This is a genomic window from Streptomyces sp. NPDC090032 (genome assembly GCF_044748025.1).
GTDB lineage: Bacteria > Actinomycetota > Actinomycetes > Streptomycetales > Streptomycetaceae > Streptomyces.
In genome coordinates, this window is sequence record NZ_JBIVFF010000005.1 from 348,836 (window position 1) to 366,539 (window position 17,704).

The 17,704-nt window shown below is 68.0% G+C and carries 16 protein-coding genes; 9 read left to right on the forward strand and 7 right to left on the reverse strand.

Annotated features, from left to right (window positions below):
- Positions 1-638 precede the first annotated feature (638 nt).
- The gene (gene dnaA, locus ACIPWY_RS14305) at positions 639-2,681 is read right to left on the reverse strand and encodes a chromosomal replication initiator protein DnaA (RefSeq protein ID WP_401533306.1); all 2,043 of its coding nucleotides are present in this window, start codon (positions 2,679-2,681) and stop codon (positions 639-641) included.
- 375 nt (positions 2,682-3,056) lie between these two features.
- Here dnaA and rpmH point away from each other — a divergent pair, with 375 nt between their 5' ends.
- From rpmH to ACIPWY_RS14350, 9 genes are all read left to right on the forward strand, one after another.
- Positions 3,057-3,194 carry a 50S ribosomal protein L34 gene (gene rpmH, locus ACIPWY_RS14310; protein ID WP_006381191.1) on the forward strand — a complete coding sequence of 46 codons (138 nt, stop codon included), beginning with the start codon at positions 3,057-3,059 and terminating at the stop codon, positions 3,192-3,194.
- 18 nt (positions 3,195-3,212) lie between these two features.
- Positions 3,213-3,584, forward strand: a complete 372-nt coding sequence (gene rnpA, locus ACIPWY_RS14315; RefSeq protein WP_116512076.1) for a ribonuclease P protein component — start codon at positions 3,213-3,215, stop codon at positions 3,582-3,584.
- Positions 3,581-3,940 (forward strand): membrane protein insertion efficiency factor YidD, encoded by a 360-nt coding sequence (gene yidD / locus ACIPWY_RS14320; RefSeq protein WP_100597227.1) that lies wholly within the window; start codon positions 3,581-3,583, stop codon positions 3,938-3,940. Before rnpA ends, yidD begins: the two co-directional genes overlap by 4 nt.
- Before the next feature lie 3 nt (positions 3,941-3,943).
- Positions 3,944-5,236, forward strand: coding sequence for a membrane protein insertase YidC (yidC, locus tag ACIPWY_RS14325; protein ID WP_393699273.1), 1,293 nt, complete (start codon positions 3,944-3,946; stop codon positions 5,234-5,236).
- A gap of 15 nt (positions 5,237-5,251) precedes the next feature.
- Complete coding sequence (locus tag ACIPWY_RS14330; protein ID WP_362907759.1) at positions 5,252-5,764, forward strand: R3H domain-containing nucleic acid-binding protein; 513 nt, start codon at positions 5,252-5,254, stop codon at positions 5,762-5,764.
- 106 nt (positions 5,765-5,870) lie between these two features.
- Entirely contained in the window at positions 5,871-6,587 is a 717-nt protein-coding gene (gene rsmG / locus ACIPWY_RS14335) for a 16S rRNA (guanine(527)-N(7))-methyltransferase RsmG (protein ID WP_362907760.1), read from the forward strand.
- A gap of 507 nt (positions 6,588-7,094) precedes the next feature.
- Positions 7,095-8,171, forward strand: coding sequence for an AAA family ATPase (locus ACIPWY_RS14340; RefSeq protein ID WP_362907846.1), 1,077 nt, complete (start codon positions 7,095-7,097; stop codon positions 8,169-8,171).
- Complete coding sequence (locus ACIPWY_RS14345; protein WP_362907761.1) at positions 8,168-9,271, forward strand: ParB/RepB/Spo0J family partition protein; 1,104 nt, start codon at positions 8,168-8,170, stop codon at positions 9,269-9,271. The genes ACIPWY_RS14340 and ACIPWY_RS14345 overlap by 4 nt, the downstream gene beginning before the upstream one ends.
- Positions 9,272-9,592: 321 nt before the next feature.
- Positions 9,593-10,210 carry a GNAT family N-acetyltransferase gene (locus tag ACIPWY_RS14350; protein ID WP_362907762.1) on the forward strand — a complete coding sequence of 206 codons (618 nt, stop codon included), beginning with the start codon at positions 9,593-9,595 and terminating at the stop codon, positions 10,208-10,210.
- Between the two features lie 107 nt (positions 10,211-10,317).
- Here ACIPWY_RS14350 and trxA read toward each other — a convergent pair whose 3' ends face one another.
- From trxA to murJ, 6 genes are all read right to left on the reverse strand, one after another.
- Positions 10,318-10,650 (reverse strand): thioredoxin, encoded by a 333-nt coding sequence (gene trxA / locus ACIPWY_RS14355; RefSeq protein WP_362907763.1) that lies wholly within the window; start codon positions 10,648-10,650, stop codon positions 10,318-10,320.
- A 47-nt stretch (positions 10,651-10,697) separates the two neighbouring features.
- Positions 10,698-11,660 (reverse strand): thioredoxin-disulfide reductase, encoded by a 963-nt coding sequence (gene trxB, locus ACIPWY_RS14360; RefSeq protein WP_393699269.1) that lies wholly within the window; start codon positions 11,658-11,660, stop codon positions 10,698-10,700.
- 143 nt (positions 11,661-11,803) lie between these two features.
- Entirely contained in the window at positions 11,804-12,859 is a 1,056-nt protein-coding gene (locus tag ACIPWY_RS14365; RefSeq protein ID WP_393699267.1) for an anti-sigma factor family protein, read from the reverse strand.
- A complete protein-coding gene (gene sigM, locus ACIPWY_RS14370; RefSeq protein WP_393699265.1) occupies positions 12,856-13,581 on the reverse strand; it encodes an RNA polymerase sigma factor SigM in 726 nt (241 codons plus the stop codon). Before sigM ends, ACIPWY_RS14365 begins: the two co-directional genes overlap by 4 nt.
- A 28-nt stretch (positions 13,582-13,609) precedes the next feature.
- A complete protein-coding gene (locus tag ACIPWY_RS14375) occupies positions 13,610-15,328 on the reverse strand; it encodes a protein kinase family protein (RefSeq protein ID WP_362907767.1) in 1,719 nt (572 codons plus the stop codon).
- Between the two features lie 119 nt (positions 15,329-15,447).
- Positions 15,448-17,676 carry a murein biosynthesis integral membrane protein MurJ gene (gene murJ / locus ACIPWY_RS14380; protein ID WP_393699262.1) on the reverse strand — a complete coding sequence of 743 codons (2,229 nt, stop codon included), beginning with the start codon at positions 17,674-17,676 and terminating at the stop codon, positions 15,448-15,450.
- Between the last annotated feature and the right edge of the window lie 28 nt (positions 17,677-17,704).

The window sequence follows — 17,704 nt, forward strand, 5'->3', positions numbered from 1 at the left end:
GCTGTGGAAACCGTGGATAACTGTCTTTTCGCAGGTCAGACTCGGTTTTTTGTCCACCGGGCCTGTGGGCGCGAGCGGTGGACAACCGGGGTTCTCTGTGGACGGGGAAAAGTTCTGCACACCCGATGCACAGGCAGGGGCCACTTCTCCCCAGGACTGTCCCCAGCTTTTCCCCGGTTCCCCACAGCCCAACCACACCCCTTGATGTGACGCCTTTCACTCGGCACGGTGATCCCGCACGTTGTGTTGCCGAACAGTGGACAGCCGTGTGGAGAAGCCGCCCGCAGCTGTGCACAAGGGCCTCTGACCTGTGGGTCGACGGTGGACAACGAAACCCACACCCTGTGGAAGAAAATCTTGTCCACACCCTGTGGAGATCTTTTGTCCACGAATCCACAGCCGCCTGACCTGGTCTGATGGTCATTCAGCGCGGCGGGCTGTGGACACAGTCTGGACAACTTGGCAGTCCCCAGGGTGTGGACGCAAGAAAGTCAGCACATCTGTGGAGAACACCCGTAACCAGGGGCGGGAATCGAACACCGCATCCGTTCGCGCCGTCGGGACACAACGAAGAAGGGCGCCCCAGGAGTTGTCCCGGGGCGCCCTTCGACGGCGTACAGAGGGTCCGAAGGCTGCTGTCAGCCGTTCTTGATGCGGTTGGTGAGCTCGGTGACCTGGTTGTAGATGGACCGCCGCTCGGCCATCAGCGCGCGGATCTTGCGGTCCGCGTGCATGACGGTCGTGTGGTCGCGGCCGCCGAACTGTGCCCCGATCTTGGGCAGGGACAGGTCGGTCAGCTCACGGCACAGGTACATCGCGATCTGGCGCGCCGTCACCAGGACGCGGCTGCGCGAGGATCCGCACAGGTCGTCCACCGTCAGGCCGAAGTAGTCCGCGGTTGCCGCCATGATCGCCGTCGCCGTGATCTCGGGGGCCGAGTCCTCGCCGCCGGGGATCAGGTCCTTGAGGACGATCTCCGTCAGACCGAGGTCCACCGGCTGCCGGTTCAGCGACGCGAACGCCGTGACCCGGATCAGCGCCCCCTCCAGCTCGCGGATGTTGCGCGAGATGCGGGACGCGATGAACTCGAGGACCTCCGGCGGAGCGTTCAGCTGCTCCTGCACCGCCTTCTTACGAAGGATGGCGATACGGGTCTCCAGCTCGGGCGGCTGGACGTCGGTGATCAGACCCCACTCGAAGCGGTTGCGCAGCCTGTCCTCCAGGGTCACCAGCTGCTTGGGCGGCCGGTCACTGGAGAGAACGATCTGCTTGTTCGCGTTGTGGAGCGTGTTGAAGGTGTGGAAGAACTCCTCCTGCGTCGACTCCTTGTCCGCGAGGAACTGGATGTCGTCGACAAGAAGGATGTCCATCTCGCGGTACCGCTTGCGAAAGCTGTCGCCCTTGCCGTCGCGGATCGAGTTGATGAACTCGTTCGTGAACTCCTCGGAGCTCACGTAACGCACGCGCGTGCCCGGGTACAGACTGCGCGCGTAGTGACCGATCGCGTGCAGCAGGTGGGTCTTGCCGAGACCTGACTCCCCATAGATGAAGAGGGGGTTGTACGCCTTCGCCGGCGCCTCGGCGACGGCGACCGCGGCCGCGTGCGCGAAACGGTTCGAGGCACCGATGACGAAAGTGTCGAAGAGGTACTTCGGGTTCAGTCGCGCGGTCGGCTCGCCGGGACCCGTCGCGGGCGCGGGCTGCGCGGCCAGCGGACCGGGGGCGCCGCTGGGGACACCGCGTCCTGTGCGCCCGCCGTCCTGCCCGGGGCGGCCGCCCATCGGACCGTCGTTGAGGTCACGGCGCTCGTGCCGGCCGTGCCGCCCCTGACGGTCGGACATCTGCTGCTCGTACGACGACCGCTCGGACTGCTGCTCGTAACCGGACCGCTCCACCTGCTGGTCGTAACCGGTGCGGTCCGACTGCTGGTCGTATCCCGTCCGGTCCGACTGCTGGTCGTAGGGCGACCGTTCCTGCTGTTCGTAAGGAGAGCGTTCCTGCTGCTGGTCGTAGGGGGAGCGCTCGTTCTGCTGCTCGTACGGGGAGCGTTCCTGCTGCCGATAGTCGTGCTGTGGCTGCTGGGGCGGGTTCGCGTACGGGTCGCGTTCGGGGAAGCCGAGCCGCGGCTGCTGCCAGCTGTACTCGTCCTGCGACCGCGGCCAGGCGCCCGGCTCCGGACGCTGATAGTCCGGGTACGCGGGGCGGGCGGTCGGGAGCTGGTCGGCGCGGGCGCCCTGGGACTGATCACCGCGGGGGCCCTGCCCATGGTCATCCGCGCGCCGGCCGTACGGGTCGTACGGCTCATGTGCCTGGTTCTGGCCCTGGCCCTGACTCTGGGCCGACGGCAGCTCGGGCTCTTCGTAGCGGTGCTGTACAGCGGGTGCGGACGGGACGGGCTGTTCACCGACGGAGTCGTCGACCGTGATCGCGATCCGGATCGGGCGGCCGCACTCGCGGCTCAGCGTCTCGGCCACGACCGGCGCGAGCCGTCCCTCGAGTACGCCCTTCGCGAACTCGTTCGGCACGGCGAGCAGCGCGGTGTCGGCGACCAGCGCGAGAGGCTGGCAGCGCCGGATCCAGTGTTCGTCCTTCGTCTCGACGCCCTGCCCACGGCCCTCTCCGAGGAGCTGCTCCAGAACTCGTGGCCACACTGCGGCAAGATCGGCAGGTACGTCAGCCACAGGGCACGCTCTCTCGCAGGTCCCACGAAGGTGTGGTTCTGGGACGGGTCGGAAGAAAATTGGGATGGGGCGGTGAGAAGGGAACGATTCGGAGTTCAGCCACGGTAGTCAGGGCAACGGTTGCGGTTCAAGTTGTTGTCCACAGGCTGTGCACAGTGTCCCTCACTCAATGGCGGTTTGACCGGATGGCGTAGCCGCGCGTACCGTGACCAGGTCGAGTTGTCGATGGCTGCTGCCGCCTGCCTCCGATGGGCAAAGATCACGATCTGTGATTGTGAAGCGGTGCACTCGGTGCGTATTCGCGAGCTTCTCGTGGGCGCACGGTGACAGCCAGGCGATGTCCCGCCACCACACGATCATTTCTGGAGCCCCCGAGTGAGCAAGCGCACCTTCCAGCCGAACAACCGTCGTCGCGCCAAGACCCACGGCTTCCGCCTGCGGATGCGCACCCGTGCCGGCCGCGCGATTCTCGCGAACCGCCGTGGCAAGGGTCGCGCCAGCCTGTCCGCCTGATCACATACAGGTCATGACGTGCTGCCTACCGAGAATCGGCTGAGGCGGCGCGAGGACTTCGCGACCGCGGTACGCCGAGGACGCCGGGCTGGTCGCCCGCTCCTTGTCGTCCATCTACGTAGCGGTGCAACGGACCCGCACGCGCCTGGGGAGAGCGTTCCCCCGACGCGTGCGGGTTTCGTCGTGAGCAAGGCAGTCGGTGGAGCTGTCGTACGTAACGCGGTGAAGCGCAGGCTTCGCCACCTCATGCGCGACCGACTCGCACTTTTGTCCCCCGGTAGCCTGGTAGTCGTACGTGCGTTGCCCGGCGCGGGTGACGCCGACCATGCACAGCTGGCCCGAGACCTGGATGCCGCCCTTCAGCGGCTGCTGGGAGGGGGCGCGCGATGAAATACCCGCTGCTTGCTTTGATCAAGCTCTATCAGTGGACCATCAGCCCTCTGCTGGGGCCTGTGTGCAAGTACTACCCGTCGTGTTCCCACTACGGCTTCACAGCGATCGACCGTCATGGTGCGATCAAGGGAACAGCTCTCACCGCCTGGCGCATCCTCCGGTGCAACCCATGGTCGCTCGGCGGTGTCGACCATGTTCCGCCGCGCAAGCGTCCGCGGTGGCACGAAATGCTGCGTAACGCCTGGCGCGAACGCAAGGGCGGGCCTTCCGCCGCCGGCGCGCCTTCAGAGTGTGGCCACACCAGCCCCTCGAGCCCCGCCGCCGAGACCCCGTCCCATGCTCAAGGAGCTTGATTAGTGGACACGATTGCCGGTTTTTTCAGCTTCATCACGACACCAGTTTCCTGGGTCATCGTCCAGTTCCACTCGTTGTACGGGGCGATCTTCGGCCCTGACACGGGCTGGGCCTGGGGCCTGTCCATCGTGTCCCTGGTGATCCTGATCCGTATCTGCCTGATCCCGCTCTTCGTGAAGCAGATCAAGGCCACTCGGGCCATGCAGACGCTGCAGCCCGAGATGAAGAAGATCCAGGAGCGCTACAAGAACGACAAGCAGCGCCAGTCCGAAGAGATGATGAAGCTGTACAAGGAGACGGGTACCAACCCGCTCTCCTCGTGCCTTCCCATCCTGGCGCAGTCCCCGTTCTTCTTTGCCCTGTACCACGTGCTCAACGGCATCGCGACGGGCACCACGATCGGTGTCATCGACGACAACCTGCTGGCGAGCGCGCGTAAGGCGCACATCTTCGGCGCCCCGCTCGCGGCCAAGTTCACCGACTCCGCGGACAAGGTCGCCTCGCTCGGCGCCACGCTGACCGACGTCCGCGTCGTCACCGCGATCATGATCGTGATGATGTCGGCGTCGCAGTTCTACACGCAGCGCCAGCTGATGACGAAGAACGTCGACATGACGGTCAAGACGCCGTTCATGCAGCAGCAGAAGATGCTGATGTACGTCTTCCCGGTCATGTTCGCCGTCTTCGGTATCAATTTCCCGGTCGGTGTCCTCGTCTACTGGCTGACCACCAACGTGTGGACCATGGGCCAGCAGATGTACGTCATCCGCCAGAACCCGACCCCGGGCAGCAAGGCCCAGGCCGCGTTCCTGGAGCGCCTGCTCAAGCACGTCACGCATGCGGAGAAGACGCGCAACCGCCGCGAGCGGGCCGTCGTCAAGGCGATCGTCGCCAAGGGCCGCGAGCGCAACGAGTTCGAGCGCAAGTTCGTCAACGGCCTGACCAAGGTGAACCTCGCGGCCCAGGCCGACGGAACCGTCATCAAGAGCGCGGCCGGCACCCTGACCGAGGACGAGGACGGGACCCAGGCCACGGGCGGCACGCCGAAGCGGCAGCAGCCCAAGCGCCAGTCCAAGTCGCAGCGCCAGCACGGCACCGCTCAGGGCGCGGCCAAGGACGAGTCCGACGCGCCGGAGCCCACGTCCCTCGAGAAGAAGGACGAGGCGGAAGACGCCAAGCCCGAGGCCAAGCCGGCTGGTGGCAGCAAGCCCGCTTCCGGCACCCCTGCCCGCAGCAAAGCCAAGTCCGGACAGCGCAAGGGCCCGCAGCGGCCCAAGTCCCCGTCCAAGAAGTAAGAAGGAGTCCATCTCGTGACGGAAGGCACCACCTCCGCCGCTCCTGAGGGCAGCGACACCCTGACTCGCCTCGAGCAGGAAGGCGAGATCGCGGCGGACTACCTCGAGGGTCTGCTGGACATCGCCGACCTGGACGGCGACATCGACATGGACGTCGAGGCCGACCGCGCCGCCGTCTCGATCGTCAGCGATGCGTCCACGCGCGATCTGCAGAAGCTGGTCGGCCGCGACGGTGAGGTCCTCGAGGCGCTCCAGGAGCTGACCCGCCTGGCGGTCCACCGGGAGACCGGAGACCGCAGCCGCCTCATGCTGGACATTGCCGGTTACCGCGCGAAGAAGCGTGCGGAGCTCTCCGAGCTGGGCGCCAAGACCGCGGCCGAGGTGAGGAGCAACGGCGAGCCGGTCAAGCTCGACCCGATGACGCCCTTCGAGCGCAAGGTCGTCCACGACGCGGTCAAGGCCGCCGGCCTGCGCAGCGAGTCCGAGGGCGAGGAGCCGCAGCGCTTCGTCGTCGTGCTCCCTGCCTGAGCGGTACGTCGCTCTACGGCCCCGTCTGTTCGCAGGCGGGGCCGATCTTTGTCAGCCTGATAGTCAGCCACCCAACGCGGTAGCGCGGTACGGAAGGACGGTCCACGTGACGGAGGCAGCAGAGCTTCCCCCGGCTCCTGAACAGGCCCGAGCGGTATTCGGCGAGCGCTACACGGACGCGGTCCGGTACGCGGAGCTGCTGGCCGACGCGGGGGTGCAGCGTGGTCTCATCGGTCCCCGGGAAGTGCCCCGGCTGTGGGAGCGGCACATCCTGAACTGCGCCGTGCTGTCCGAGGTCGTGCCGGAGGGCGTCACCGTGTGCGACGTGGGCTCCGGTGCCGGGCTGCCGGGTATCCCGCTCGCCCTGGTCAGGCCCGACCTGAAGATCACGCTCCTGGAGCCGCTGCTGCGGCGCACGACCTTCCTCACCGAGGTCGTCGAGCTCCTCGGCCTCGACCATGTGACCGTGGTGCGCGGCCGTGCCGAGGAGGTCCTCGGCAAGCTCACTCCCGTCCATGTGGTCACGGCGCGCGCTGTCGCTCCGCTGGACCGCCTCGCGGCGTGGGGCGTTCCTCTGCTGCGGCCGTACGGCGAGATGCTGGCCCTCAAGGGCGACACCGCCGAGGAAGAGGTCAAGAGTGCGGGGGCCGCCCTGAGCAAGCTCGGTGCGGTGGCCACCTCGGTGCTGCATGTCGGGGAGGGCGTCGTGGATCCGCTCTCGACCGTGGTGCGTGTCGAGGTCGGGGAGAGCCCCGGCGGTGTGCGATTCGCGGCGAAGCGCGCCAAGGCGGCTCGCGCCGGGCGGGTTCGGCGTCGGCGGTGACGGTGCTCCTCGTCGTCGAGGCCTCTGCTGTGTTCTAGGCGACAGTGCATTTCTCGCGGTGATGGCCACTCGGGTCCTCGGGACCTGAGCGGCCATTGTTTTTGAGGTGACGCTTGTCTCTTGGGTCTCCTGCGTCTGGGGCCGAGGGCTCGTGTTCTTCCACCGGTGGCTTGTGCGCTGGTTTTGGCGCTGTGGGGCTCTGGGTGGGGTGCCTCCGAGGAGCGTCCGCGGGCTGCCACTGATCCCTCCTGACGGCGACTCGTACCCCGTGAAACCTGCCAAACGTATGCATGTCGGGGTGTCGCACGGGTGCCGACCGGGCCGCGGTGCATCGTGTTTCACGTGAAACGTCGCTCACTGCTGCATGGCATCATCAGCCGCGGTCGCGCCGCGGCTGCCCCCCGCGACCGTAGGCCTCTCGGATCCCTCGAATCGGGCACGGAGTTGTCCACAGAGGCCGTTTCCTCCACAGAAGACAGGGCCTCGCTGGTTCACGACCCCGAAAGCATGGGAGGCTCTGTTCATTGCGAGCCTGAAGTCGAGGAGAGTGAATCCTTGCGGTCCGACGCCAACATCGCGGGACCGATGACCGATCCGGTCCCCGGTCCCCGTACCGAGTCGGTGGGGGAGGATGTTTCACGTGAAACACCGCCTCCGATGGACGACACCCCTATCGGTCGTGCTGCCCAGCTGGCGGTAGAAGCCCTTGGTCGAGCAGGCGAGGGCCTGCCGCGACCTGAGCAGACCCGCGTCATGGTGGTTGCCAACCAGAAGGGCGGGGTCGGTAAGACCACCACGACGGTCAACCTTGCCGCCTCGCTGGCACTGCACGGTGCCCGCGTTCTGGTGATCGACCTGGATCCGCAGGGCAACGCCTCCACGGCTCTGGGAATCGACCATCACGCCGAAGTCCCTTCGATCTACGACGTGTTGGTCGAGAGCAAGCCGCTCTCCGAAGTCGTGCAGCCCGTAGTCGATGTCGAGGGCCTCTTCTGCGCCCCCGCCACCATTGACCTCGCCGGCGCGGAGATCGAGCTGGTCTCGCTGGTGGCGCGCGAGAGCAGACTGCAGCGCGCGATCCAGGCGTATGAGCAGCCCTTGGACTACGTCCTCATCGACTGCCCTCCGTCGCTGGGCCTGCTGACGGTCAACGCCCTGGTCGCTGGCGCCGAGGTGCTGATCCCTATCCAGTGCGAGTACTACGCACTGGAGGGCCTGGGGCAGCTCCTGCGCAACGTGGATCTGGTGCGCGGGCATCTGAACCCGGATCTGCATGTGTCGACGATCCTGCTCACGATGTACGACGGCCGTACCCGGCTGGCGTCGCAGGTCGCCGACGAGGTCCGGAGCCACTTCGGGGAAGAGGTCCTACGGACGAGCATCCCGCGCTCCGTGCGCATCTCCGAGGCCCCGAGCTATGGGCAGACCGTGCTCACCTACGATCCGGGATCGAGCGGCGCACTGTCCTACCTCGAGGCGGCGCGGGAGATGGCGCTGCGCGGAGTCGGGATCCGCTACGACGCTCAGCATGCCCATACGGGCACTCAACTTGACCAGCACAGCACGGTGGAGGGTATCCAGTGAGCGAGCGACGGAGGGGACTGGGCCGTGGCCTCGGCGCACTGATTCCAGCAGCCCCCACCCCTGATAAGACGGCACCCGCCGGCGCGATGGGCGGTGCCTCCGGCTCGCCTTCCGCCGGGCCTGTCCTGACCGCGGAGCGCGGAGTGGCGGCGGCGAAGGTCGCCTCGCTTCCGCAGCCCCAGGTTTCACATGAAACAGGGGACTCTTTCGGCGGGGCGGTGGACGCTCCGGACGCGTCGGCGGGAGCATACTTCGCCGAGCTTCCGATCGAAGCCATCACGCCCAACCCGCGTCAGCCGCGCGAGGTGTTCGACGAGGACGCCCTCGCTGAGCTCGTCACCTCGATCAAGGAAGTCGGGCTTCTCCAGCCCGTCGTCGTACGGCAGCTGAGCGCGTCGCGCTTCGAGCTCATCATGGGTGAGCGTCGCTGGCGTGCCTGCCGCGAGGCCGGGCTGGAGCGCATTCCGGCGATCGTCCGGGCGACCGACGACGAGAAGCTTCTTCTCGATGCCCTCCTGGAGAACCTGCACCGCGCTCAGCTGAATCCGCTGGAAGAGGCAGCCGCCTACGACCAGTTGCTGAAGGACTTCAACTGCACGCACGACCAGCTGGCCGACCGGATCGGCCGTTCGCGGCCGCAGGTCTCCAATACGCTGCGGCTCCTGAAGCTCTCACCGGCCGTTCAGCGCCGGGTGGCTGCGGGCGTGCTGTCGGCCGGTCATGCGCGTGCCCTGCTCTCTGTGGAGGACTCGGAGGAGCAGGACCGCCTCGCTCACCGGATCGTCGCCGAGGGGCTCTCGGTGCGGGCCGTCGAGGAGATCGTGACCCTGATGGGCTCACGCCCGACGAGCACGGCGCGCGCCAAGGGTCCGCGGGCCGGGGCTCGTCTCTCGCCGGCTCTCAGCGAACTCGCCACGCGGCTCTCCGACCGGTTCGAGACGCGGGTGAAGGTCGACCTCGGACAGAAGAAGGGCAAGATCGTCGTCGAGTTCGCCTCGATGGACGATCTCGAGCGCATCCTCGGTCAGCTCGCTCCGGGTGAGGGGCCTGTCCTCCAGCACGGAGCGGCCGAGGACGAGGATCAGGAGAACGAGGGCTAGGAGAACGGGGGTTGGTCCCGTTCGCCGTAGATCTCACGAGAGCAGGCCGTGTCCGGTGTGTACCGGAACACGGCCTGCTCTTTGCTTTCTGTCGGTATCGATGGAATCGCTTCGTGGATACGATGCGACGGGAAAGAGCGCACCCCTCAAAGTCACCTCATACGGGAGGCGGGTCATGCAATCGGTGAGTCGTGCCGGGCTGATGACCGCGGGTCTCGGGCTGGGCGCGGTCGGCGGTTTCGTCGGCAGCCTGCTCAGGGAACGGAGCGCTCTGACAGCCGCCCGTGACGCGGCGGGCGAAGGAAGTGAGGAACTGCCTTCATGGGGCGTCGGCTCGTACCGCTCACACTGGACAACCTTCAGGATCTTCCCAAGCGTTGCCGGTCGTGTGTCTTCTGGGAGCTGGATCCGGTCAGCGGCCAAGCCGCGGTAAAGGCGGGCACTCCGGGGCTGGAGAAGGAGGCCTGGATCTCGGCCGTCCTCCTGGAATGGGGTTCCTGCGGACGGGTCGTCTACGTGGACGATGTCCCGGTCGGATTCGTGCTCTACGCGCCGCCGGCTTACGTTCCCCGCTCCACCGCCTTTCCCACGAGCCCGGTCTCCCCCGATGCCGTGCAGCTGATGACCGCGTGGATCACGCCTGGGTATCAGGGCCAGGGACTCGGCCGTGTGATGGTGCAGACCGTCGCCAAGGATCTGCTGCGCAGGGGGTTCAAGGCGATCGAGGCGTTCGGCGATGCGCGGTGGAAGGAACCGGCCTGCATCCTTCCCGCGGACCATCTGCTGGCCGTGGGCTTCAAGACCGTGCGCCCTCACCCCTCTTATCCGCGCCTCCGCCTCGAGCTGCGTACGACGCTCTCGTGGAAGGAGGACGTCGAGCTTGCCCTGGACCGGCTTCTCGGAGCGGTGCAGAAGGAACCGGCGCTCCGGCCTCTGTGAGCTCCACGGCAGCCGCTGCGGTCACGCGAACGGGCCAACCCGGTTGGGTTGGCCCGTTCGTGTTTCACGTGAAACATCGCCGCTCCGTCGTGGAGCCGCGGCGCCGATTACTCGGCGATGAAGTCCTCGAGGTCGCGCACGATGGCGGCCTTCGGCTTGGCGCCGACGATGGTCTTGGCGACCTCGCCGTTCTGGTAGACGTTCAGCGTCGGGATCGACATGACGCCGTACTTCGCGGCGATGGCCGGGTTCTCGTCGATGTTGAGCTTGACGATCTCGATCTTGTCGCCGTGTTCGGCGGCGATCGCCTCGAGAGACGGCGCGATCTGGCGGCACGGACCGCACCAGGCGGCCCAGAAGTCCACCAGGACGGGCTTGTCGCTCTTGAGCACGTCCTCTTCGAAGGAAGCGTCGGTCACGTTCTTGAGGTTGCCGGCCACGGCGGGCTCCTTAGTTACTTTGGTGATGCGGTGGGGCGGGTGTGGGTTCAGACAGCGGCGGCAGCGGCGGACTCGCTGTCGGTGAGAGCGGCGAGGTAGCGCTCGGCGTCGAGAGCGGCGGAGCAGCCGGTGCCGGCCGCGGTGATCGCCTGACGGTAGGTGTGGTCGACGACGTCACCGGCACCGAAGACACCGGTCAGATTCGTCCGGGTCGAGGGGGCCTCGACCTTCAGGTAGCCCTCGTCGTCCAGCTCGAGCTGGCCCTTGAAGAGCTCGGTGCGCGGGTCGTGGCCGATCGCGATGAACAGGCCGGTGACCGGGAGCTCGGAGGTCTCACCCGTCTTGACGTTGCGCAGCGTCAGGTGAGAGAGCTTCTGGTCGCCGTGGACCTCGGCGATCTCGCTGTCCCAGGCGAACTTGATCTTCGGGTCGGCGAAGGCGCGCTCCTGCATGGCCTTGGAGGCACGCAGGGTGTCGCGGCGGTGGACGATCGTCACGGACTTGGCGAACCGGGAGAGGAAGGTGGCCTCCTCCATCGCGGTGTCACCGCCGCCGATCACGGCGATGTCCTGGTCCTTGAAGAAGAAGCCGTCGCACGTCGCGCACCAGGAGACACCGCGGCCGGAGAGCGCGTCCTCGTTCGGCAGGCCGAGCTTGCGGTGCTGGGAGCCGGTCGTGACGATGACGGTCTTCGCGCGGTGCACGATGCCCGCCGTGTCCGTGACGGTCTTGATCTCGCCCGCCAGGTCGACGGAGATGATGTCGTCCGGGACCAGCTCGGCGCCGAAGCGCTCGGCCTGGGCGCGCATGTTGTCCATGAGCTCGGGGCCCATGATGCCGTCCTGGAAGCCGGGGAAGTTCTCCACCTCGGTGGTGTTCATCAGGGCACCGCCCGCGGTGACAGCGCCCTCGAACACCAGCGGCTTCAGCGACGCGCGCGCGGTGTACAGGGCCGCCGTGTAGCCGGCGGGCCCGGAGCCGATGATGATCACGTTACGGACGTCGCTCACGGCTTGATTCCTCGTCTCTGCGGGACTGCTGCGTACTGCCGGGGGAGCCCGTCTCCGGACTCTCACCCCACCCAACGGATCCTACGGGGCGCGCATTCCCGCCGTGTCCGGGAGCACACGCGAAGTGTGCCTCCGTCCGGAAGTCAGTGCCGCGCGTAGGAGTGGGTCAGCAGCAGTTTGCCGCGAGTCGTGGACGGCTGCTTCACGCAGTCCGCGTCGATGACATACGCCGAGACCTGGGCAGGATCCGACTCGTGAGGCAGCACGACGAGGTAGGCGATGGTGCCTTCGTAGTCTCCCCGCTCGATGGCGAGGGCCGGCGTCTTCTCACGGCCGGTGCCCCGCTGTATGCAGTCCGGCACCACGATGGTCTTCTCCCGCATCGGAGAATTCGTCCGAGGAGTCTTCGGCCCCGACTGCTGGATGTCGAGGGACGGCTTGGACGTCGACGAGTCGGAAGGTGCGCTCTTCGTCAGAAGGTCCTGCACCTGGCTCTCGAGCTTGTTCTCGGAGAAGGAGTGCGCGGAGCTTGCCTGACGGGTCGTGCCGCTGTCGGGAGCGCCGGTGGGCGTGCCGCCCCCGTTCTGGAGGAGAAGGACTCCCAGGCCGATCGCCGCCGCGGTGAAGACCGCTCCGAGCGCGGCGCCGCGACGGCGCCGGGTGCGGGTGCGGCCACTGCGCCCTGGACCTGTCGCGGCACGGGGGTGACCGGAGGGGCGGTCCGCGGGGGTGGCCGACGAGTCGGTCGGCGTTGTTTCACGTGAAACAGGCGACGCGGACAGCGGCCCGCGGGCGGCGTCAGACTTCTCGGCGGCTCCAGACTTGGCCGTCCCCGACTCGATCGCTCCAGACTCGGCCGTCCCGGACTCGGCGGCTTCAGACCTGGCCGCCTCGGTCTCGGCTGCCTCGGCATCGGCTTCGTACTCGGCGTAGCCAGGTGCCTCCGTGTCGAGCAGCGCCTCTGCGGCGAGCGCGGCGTCGATGCGGCCCGCGATGTCGGCAGGCATCTGGGGCGGTCCTGGGAGCGTGCCGAGCATCCCGCGGATCTCTTCCAAGGAGGCGTAGACATCGGCGCACAACTCGCAGCCGCTCAGGTGCTCCCGTACCTCCTCGGTGCGGGAAGGGGAGAGCAGGCCCTCGGTGAGTTCGGAGATCTCGGCGACTTCGGGGTGCTCGGCCGTGTCGGTCGTGGATGTCACGCTCGCCCACCTCCGCCCTTCACGGCAGCTGAATCACTTGGTCCTGCCCCGTCCCGGGGCCCTGCTGCCGGTGGGACGGATGTCCCCTGCGTCCGGTTCCTTCCGGGCGCTTCCGGGGGCGGGTTCTTGCGACTCGCGCTCTCGCCGTTGTCGGTTCTCAGATGGGTGACCAACGGCAGGAGTCTGGCTCTGCCACGCGAGCAGCGGCTCTTGACGGTGCCGGTGGGAACACCGAGAACGCGGGCTGCCTCGGCCACCGGGTAGCCCTGCATGTCGACCAGGACGAGCGCGGCCCGCTGGTCGACGGGAAGGGTGCCCAGCGCTTCGAGCAGTTCACGGTGGAGGTCGTTGCGTTCGGCGGGAGCGGCCGCGGACTCGTGGGGTTCGAGGAGCTGATCGAGGCGCTCCGTGTCCTCGACCGGAGAGGTCTTCCGCGAGGCGGCCTTGCGCGCCCGGTCGAGGCAGGCGTTCACGGTGATGCGGTGCAGCCACGTCGTGACGGCGGACTGCCCGCGGAAGGTGTGCGCCGCCCGGTAGGCCGAGACCAAGGCGTCCTGGACCGCGTCGGCGGCTTCCTCCCGGTCTCCCAGGGTGCGCAGGGCCACGGCCCACAGCCGGTCCCGATGGCGGCGCACCAGCTCGTTGAAAGCGTCCTTGTCACCCGCGACATGACGGGTGAGGAGGTCCTGATCGCTTGCTTCGCCGTAGGCGGCGTCGTCCACTTTCGAACCCCCTCCCCCAGGTGAGCCCTCAGCCGGTGAACTTCACGTCGGTGAGAGCCTGCTTGTAACCCGCTCCGTAGTAACCGTCGGATCCTGACTTCGGCAGGGCCGTCATCCACAGCAGCACATACCGCGTCTTCACCGGTTTGTCGGCGTCGATCTTCGCGGTGGTGCCCGTCGTGGTGTCCGAGCCGATGCTCTTCATGGAGTCGATCGATGTCGTGGGCGACAGCGAATCGGCCGCGTACAGGGAGACCGTCGTGTGGTCGCCGCCGTACTGAAGAGCTATCGACGCGGCCGATACATCCTTGGCCGAGCCGAGGTCGTAGACGATACCGACGCCGGGCTTGTACGGCGCCAGCTTCGGGCCGTCGTTATAGGTCTTGGTCCGCCAGAAGGTCTTGCTGTCGCCGTCGTAGGTCTTCGCCACGTCACCCGGGGCCTGTGCCTCGCCCTTGGCGACGTACTCCCTGGCGTCCTCGATGGCCATCGGCTTCGTGGGCTTGTGATCGTCGCCCTTGTCGTCGCCGTCGGTGTTGTGCGACGTGTTGGAGTCGCTCGACGTGCCGCGGTCCATCAGAGCTTCCGCGAGCTGCCAGCTGCCGAGGCCGAGGGCCACGATGAGCAACGCCGACACGGCCCACTTGAGCGCCTTGCCCGTCCGGCTCTGCAGCGGGGGCGGGGGCACCGGCGGCATGGGCCGGGCCACGCCGGGACGCGCTGCCTGACGGCCGTACGTGCCCTGCTGGTAGGTCGTCCGCTGGTACTCCGCAGGCGCCGTGAACACGGGCTCCGGGGGACGGATACGAGGCATCTCACCGACGGCCTTCACCAGGTCCTCGGTCGTGGTGCACGGCGGATCCTGCCGCGACGCCGTCGCCCCCTCGTTCACGAGGGCCCGCATGGCCAGCTCGGACAGGCCGCGGTGCACGCCGGCCCGCACCTGGTCGGGCGCGATCAGACCGATGTCCTTGGGCAGCCCGGACAAGCCGTACGCGTCGTCCTCGTAAGGCCAGCGCTGCGTCAGGGCGGCGTACAGGAGGGCACCGATCGCCTCGGTGTCCGTGCGCTGTGGTGTGTCCGAGGTGATGCCGCGCAGGGCGGCGTTCACCGCGAGACCGCGGATGCGCCACTGGCCGGTCGAGGTGCGCAGCACCGCGCTCGGGGTGAGCCGTAGATGCGCGAGGCCCTCGCGGTGCGCCGCGGCCATCGCCTGGGAGACCTGGTTGACGAGCTGGTACGCCTCGTGCACCTCGAGGGGGCCCGAGGCGAGCAGCGCGGTCAGCTCCGTGGCATCGGGCAGCCACTCGTGCACCACGTACACGAGGTCGTTCTCCTCGACCGCGTCCAGGACCTGGACGAATCGGGGGTCGCCGAGCAGCGCCGATGAGCGTGCCGCGGCGAGAACGGACCGTGCCCGCGGATGATCGGCGGGGAGCAGGTGCACCCCGACGGCCCGGCGCAACTTCTCGTCCACCGCGCGCCAGCTGCTGAATCCGTCCAGCCGGGTGACGCACTCCTCTAGGCGATAGCGTCTGGCGAGTTTGTGACCGCTGTGCAATTCGGGGGGAGCGGACGAGCCGGGGCTCGTCGACCCGTCGGTGTCCTCCGCGTCCTCGTTCGCTGCCGTGTCCCGCTCCCGGGTCTGGGCCACCCCGTCGGCCGTGGTCTGCTCCGCCTGCGCGGTCAGTGGCTCGTCACCACTGTTGTCTGCCACGTCGACGGCAGCCGTACTCCGTTCCGCCACCGTCGTTCCTGCCTCCCCATCCGTTGCGCGCTCTGCGACGCCAAAGCCAATTGTGCCCACAGTCCGGCGATAAGCACGACACGCGGCAGCCCGCGATGGTTGTGCGGCCTGCCGTGCTGCTAGCGGCCGAGACGCCCGCGGACCATTCCGACCATCGAGTTGAGCTCTTCGATCCGCATGCGCCGGGCGGCGACATAGAAGACACCCAGCAGTACGGCCCCGCCCACGACCAGCGCTGCGATCGATCCCGCCGCGCCGCTGCCGAGCGCCCTGGTGATCAGGAATCCGACCGCCCCACCGGCGACGGCCGCCGGGATCGAGGCCATGCAGAGGCGGGCGTACGTACGGATGACCTGCGTGCCGTCCAGGTCGCCGCCGAGACGCTTGCGCAGGCGCTGCCAGGCGACGCCCACACCGATCGCGTAGGCGAGGCCGTACGAGGCGGCCATGCCGACCACGGCCCACTGGGCGGGCAGGAGGAGGTAGGCGATCGCCGAGGCGGCCGCGTTGACGGCGGCCACGATGACCGTGTTGTAGAAGGGCGTCCGGGTGTCCTCGTACGCGTAGAAGCCGCGCAGCACGACGTACTGCACGGAGTACGGGATCAGGCCGAGGCCGAACGCCATCAGGATGTAGCCCATGGACTGGGCGCCCTGCGTGCCGCTGGAGCCGAACAGCAGGGTGCACATCGGGACGCCGAGGGCGACGAACATGAAGGCGACCGGGACGATCGCCACCGCGGACGTACGCAGGCCCTGGGAGATGTCGTCGCGGACCGCTCCGGGGTCGCCGTCGTGGGCCGCCCGCGAGATGCGCGGCAGCATCGCCGCCATGACGGAGACCGTGATGATGGCCTGCGGCATGCCCCAGATCAGCTGGGCGTTCGAGTAGCCCATGATGCCGGCGCCGGCCTTGCCGGACGCCTTTCCGGCGGCTGTGGCGAGCTGGGTGACGACGAGAACGCCCGCCTGGTTGGCGAGGACGAACAGCACGGTCCACTTGGCGAGCTTGACCGCCTTGCCGAGGCCGTGGCCCTTCCAGTCGAACCGCAGCCGGAACCGGAAGCCGGTCTCGCGCAGGTACGGGATCATCGCGAGCGCCTGGACCGTCAGACCGAGCAGGGTGCCGATGCCGAGCAGCCGGACACCGTCCGCGGGAATCGTGTCGACGTGCAGCTGGGAGTCCGCGGCCGTGCCGTAGACGTAGATGAACATGCCGAACGTGAAGATCATGACGATGTTGTTCAGGACCGGGGTCCACATCATCGCGCCGAATTTCCCGCGGGCGTTCAGGATCTGGCCCATGACCACGTGCACGCCCATGAAGAAGATCGTGGGCAGGCAGTAGCGGGCGAAGGTGACGGCGACGTTGTTGGCGGCCGGTTCATTGGCGATCGGCGCCGACATCAGCCGGATCAGGAGCGGTGCCGCGAAGACGGCCACAGTGACGATCACGCCGAGCGCGACCATGACGAGGGTCAGCAGACGGTTGGCGTAGGCCTCGCCGCCGTCCTCGTCCTCCTTCATGGACCGCACGAGTTGCGGCACGAACACAGAGTTGAGGCCGCCGCCCACGGTCAGGATGTAGATCATCGTCGGCAGGGTGTACGCCACCGTCCACGCGTCACCGAGCGTCGCGGAGCCGAGGGCCGCGGTGATGACCACGGTGCGTACGAAACCGGTGAGCCGGGAGACCAGGGTGCCCGCGGCCATGACGGCGCTCGACTTCAGGAGGCCCGACGCGCGTCCCCCCTGCTTCGGGGCGGGGACAGGTGCGGGTGTGGCGCCCTGGACGGGAGGCTGCGCCGGTCCTGCCGTGGGCACCGGAGCGTCGGCCGGCGGACGGCCGACGCCAGTGCTCTGCTGGTCGCGGAAGAGATGGGCGAAGGCGTCGGGCTCGTGCTGCTCCTCACCGGCCTGCGTCATCAGATCGTCGACTCCCACGAACTGTGTGGTCCTGGCGTCGTCACCGTACGGAAGGTACTGAGACGGGCCCTCCGGCTCGGGGGCCGGCGTCTGGGCCCACACGCGGGGGTCCGGGGGGTACTGGGCCGCCGGCGGCGGGGCATAGAGCGGCTGCGGGGCCTCATAGGTGCCGGGAGGCGGCGGAGGGTGCGCGGCGCGGTCGTAGAGCGCTTCCGTCACCGGATCCTGCGCGGTGAGGTCCTGGGCCTGGTACGGATCCTGGTCGTAGGCGTCCTGGAGGTACGCGTCCTGCGGATACGCGTCAGGGGCGGGGTGGGGCGGCGGGACCTGGCCGGGCGCTCCCGGATGACCAGAGGGCGGGCCCTCGGCCGAGGCTGAGCCGCCCGGGCCCTGGCCACGGTCATCGTCGTACGGCGCGTTCATGGTTACCCCACCTCATCGTCCCCGGGCC

Bases quoted from the DNA above. Each gene is read 5' to 3' on its own strand.
- yidD (WP_100597227.1), top strand. From the start codon at position 3,581: ATGAAATACCCGCTGCTTGCTTTGATCAAGCTCTATCAGTGGACCATC.
- ACIPWY_RS14340 (WP_362907846.1), top strand. From the start codon at position 7,095: ATGGGAGGCTCTGTTCATTGCGAGCCTGAAGTCGAGGAGAGTGAATCC.
- ACIPWY_RS14350 (WP_362907762.1), top strand. From the start codon at position 9,593: ATGGGGCGTCGGCTCGTACCGCTCACACTGGACAACCTTCAGGATCTT.
- murJ (WP_393699262.1), bottom strand. From the start codon at position 17,676: ATGAACGCGCCGTACGACGATGACCGTGGCCAGGGCCCGGGCGGCTCA.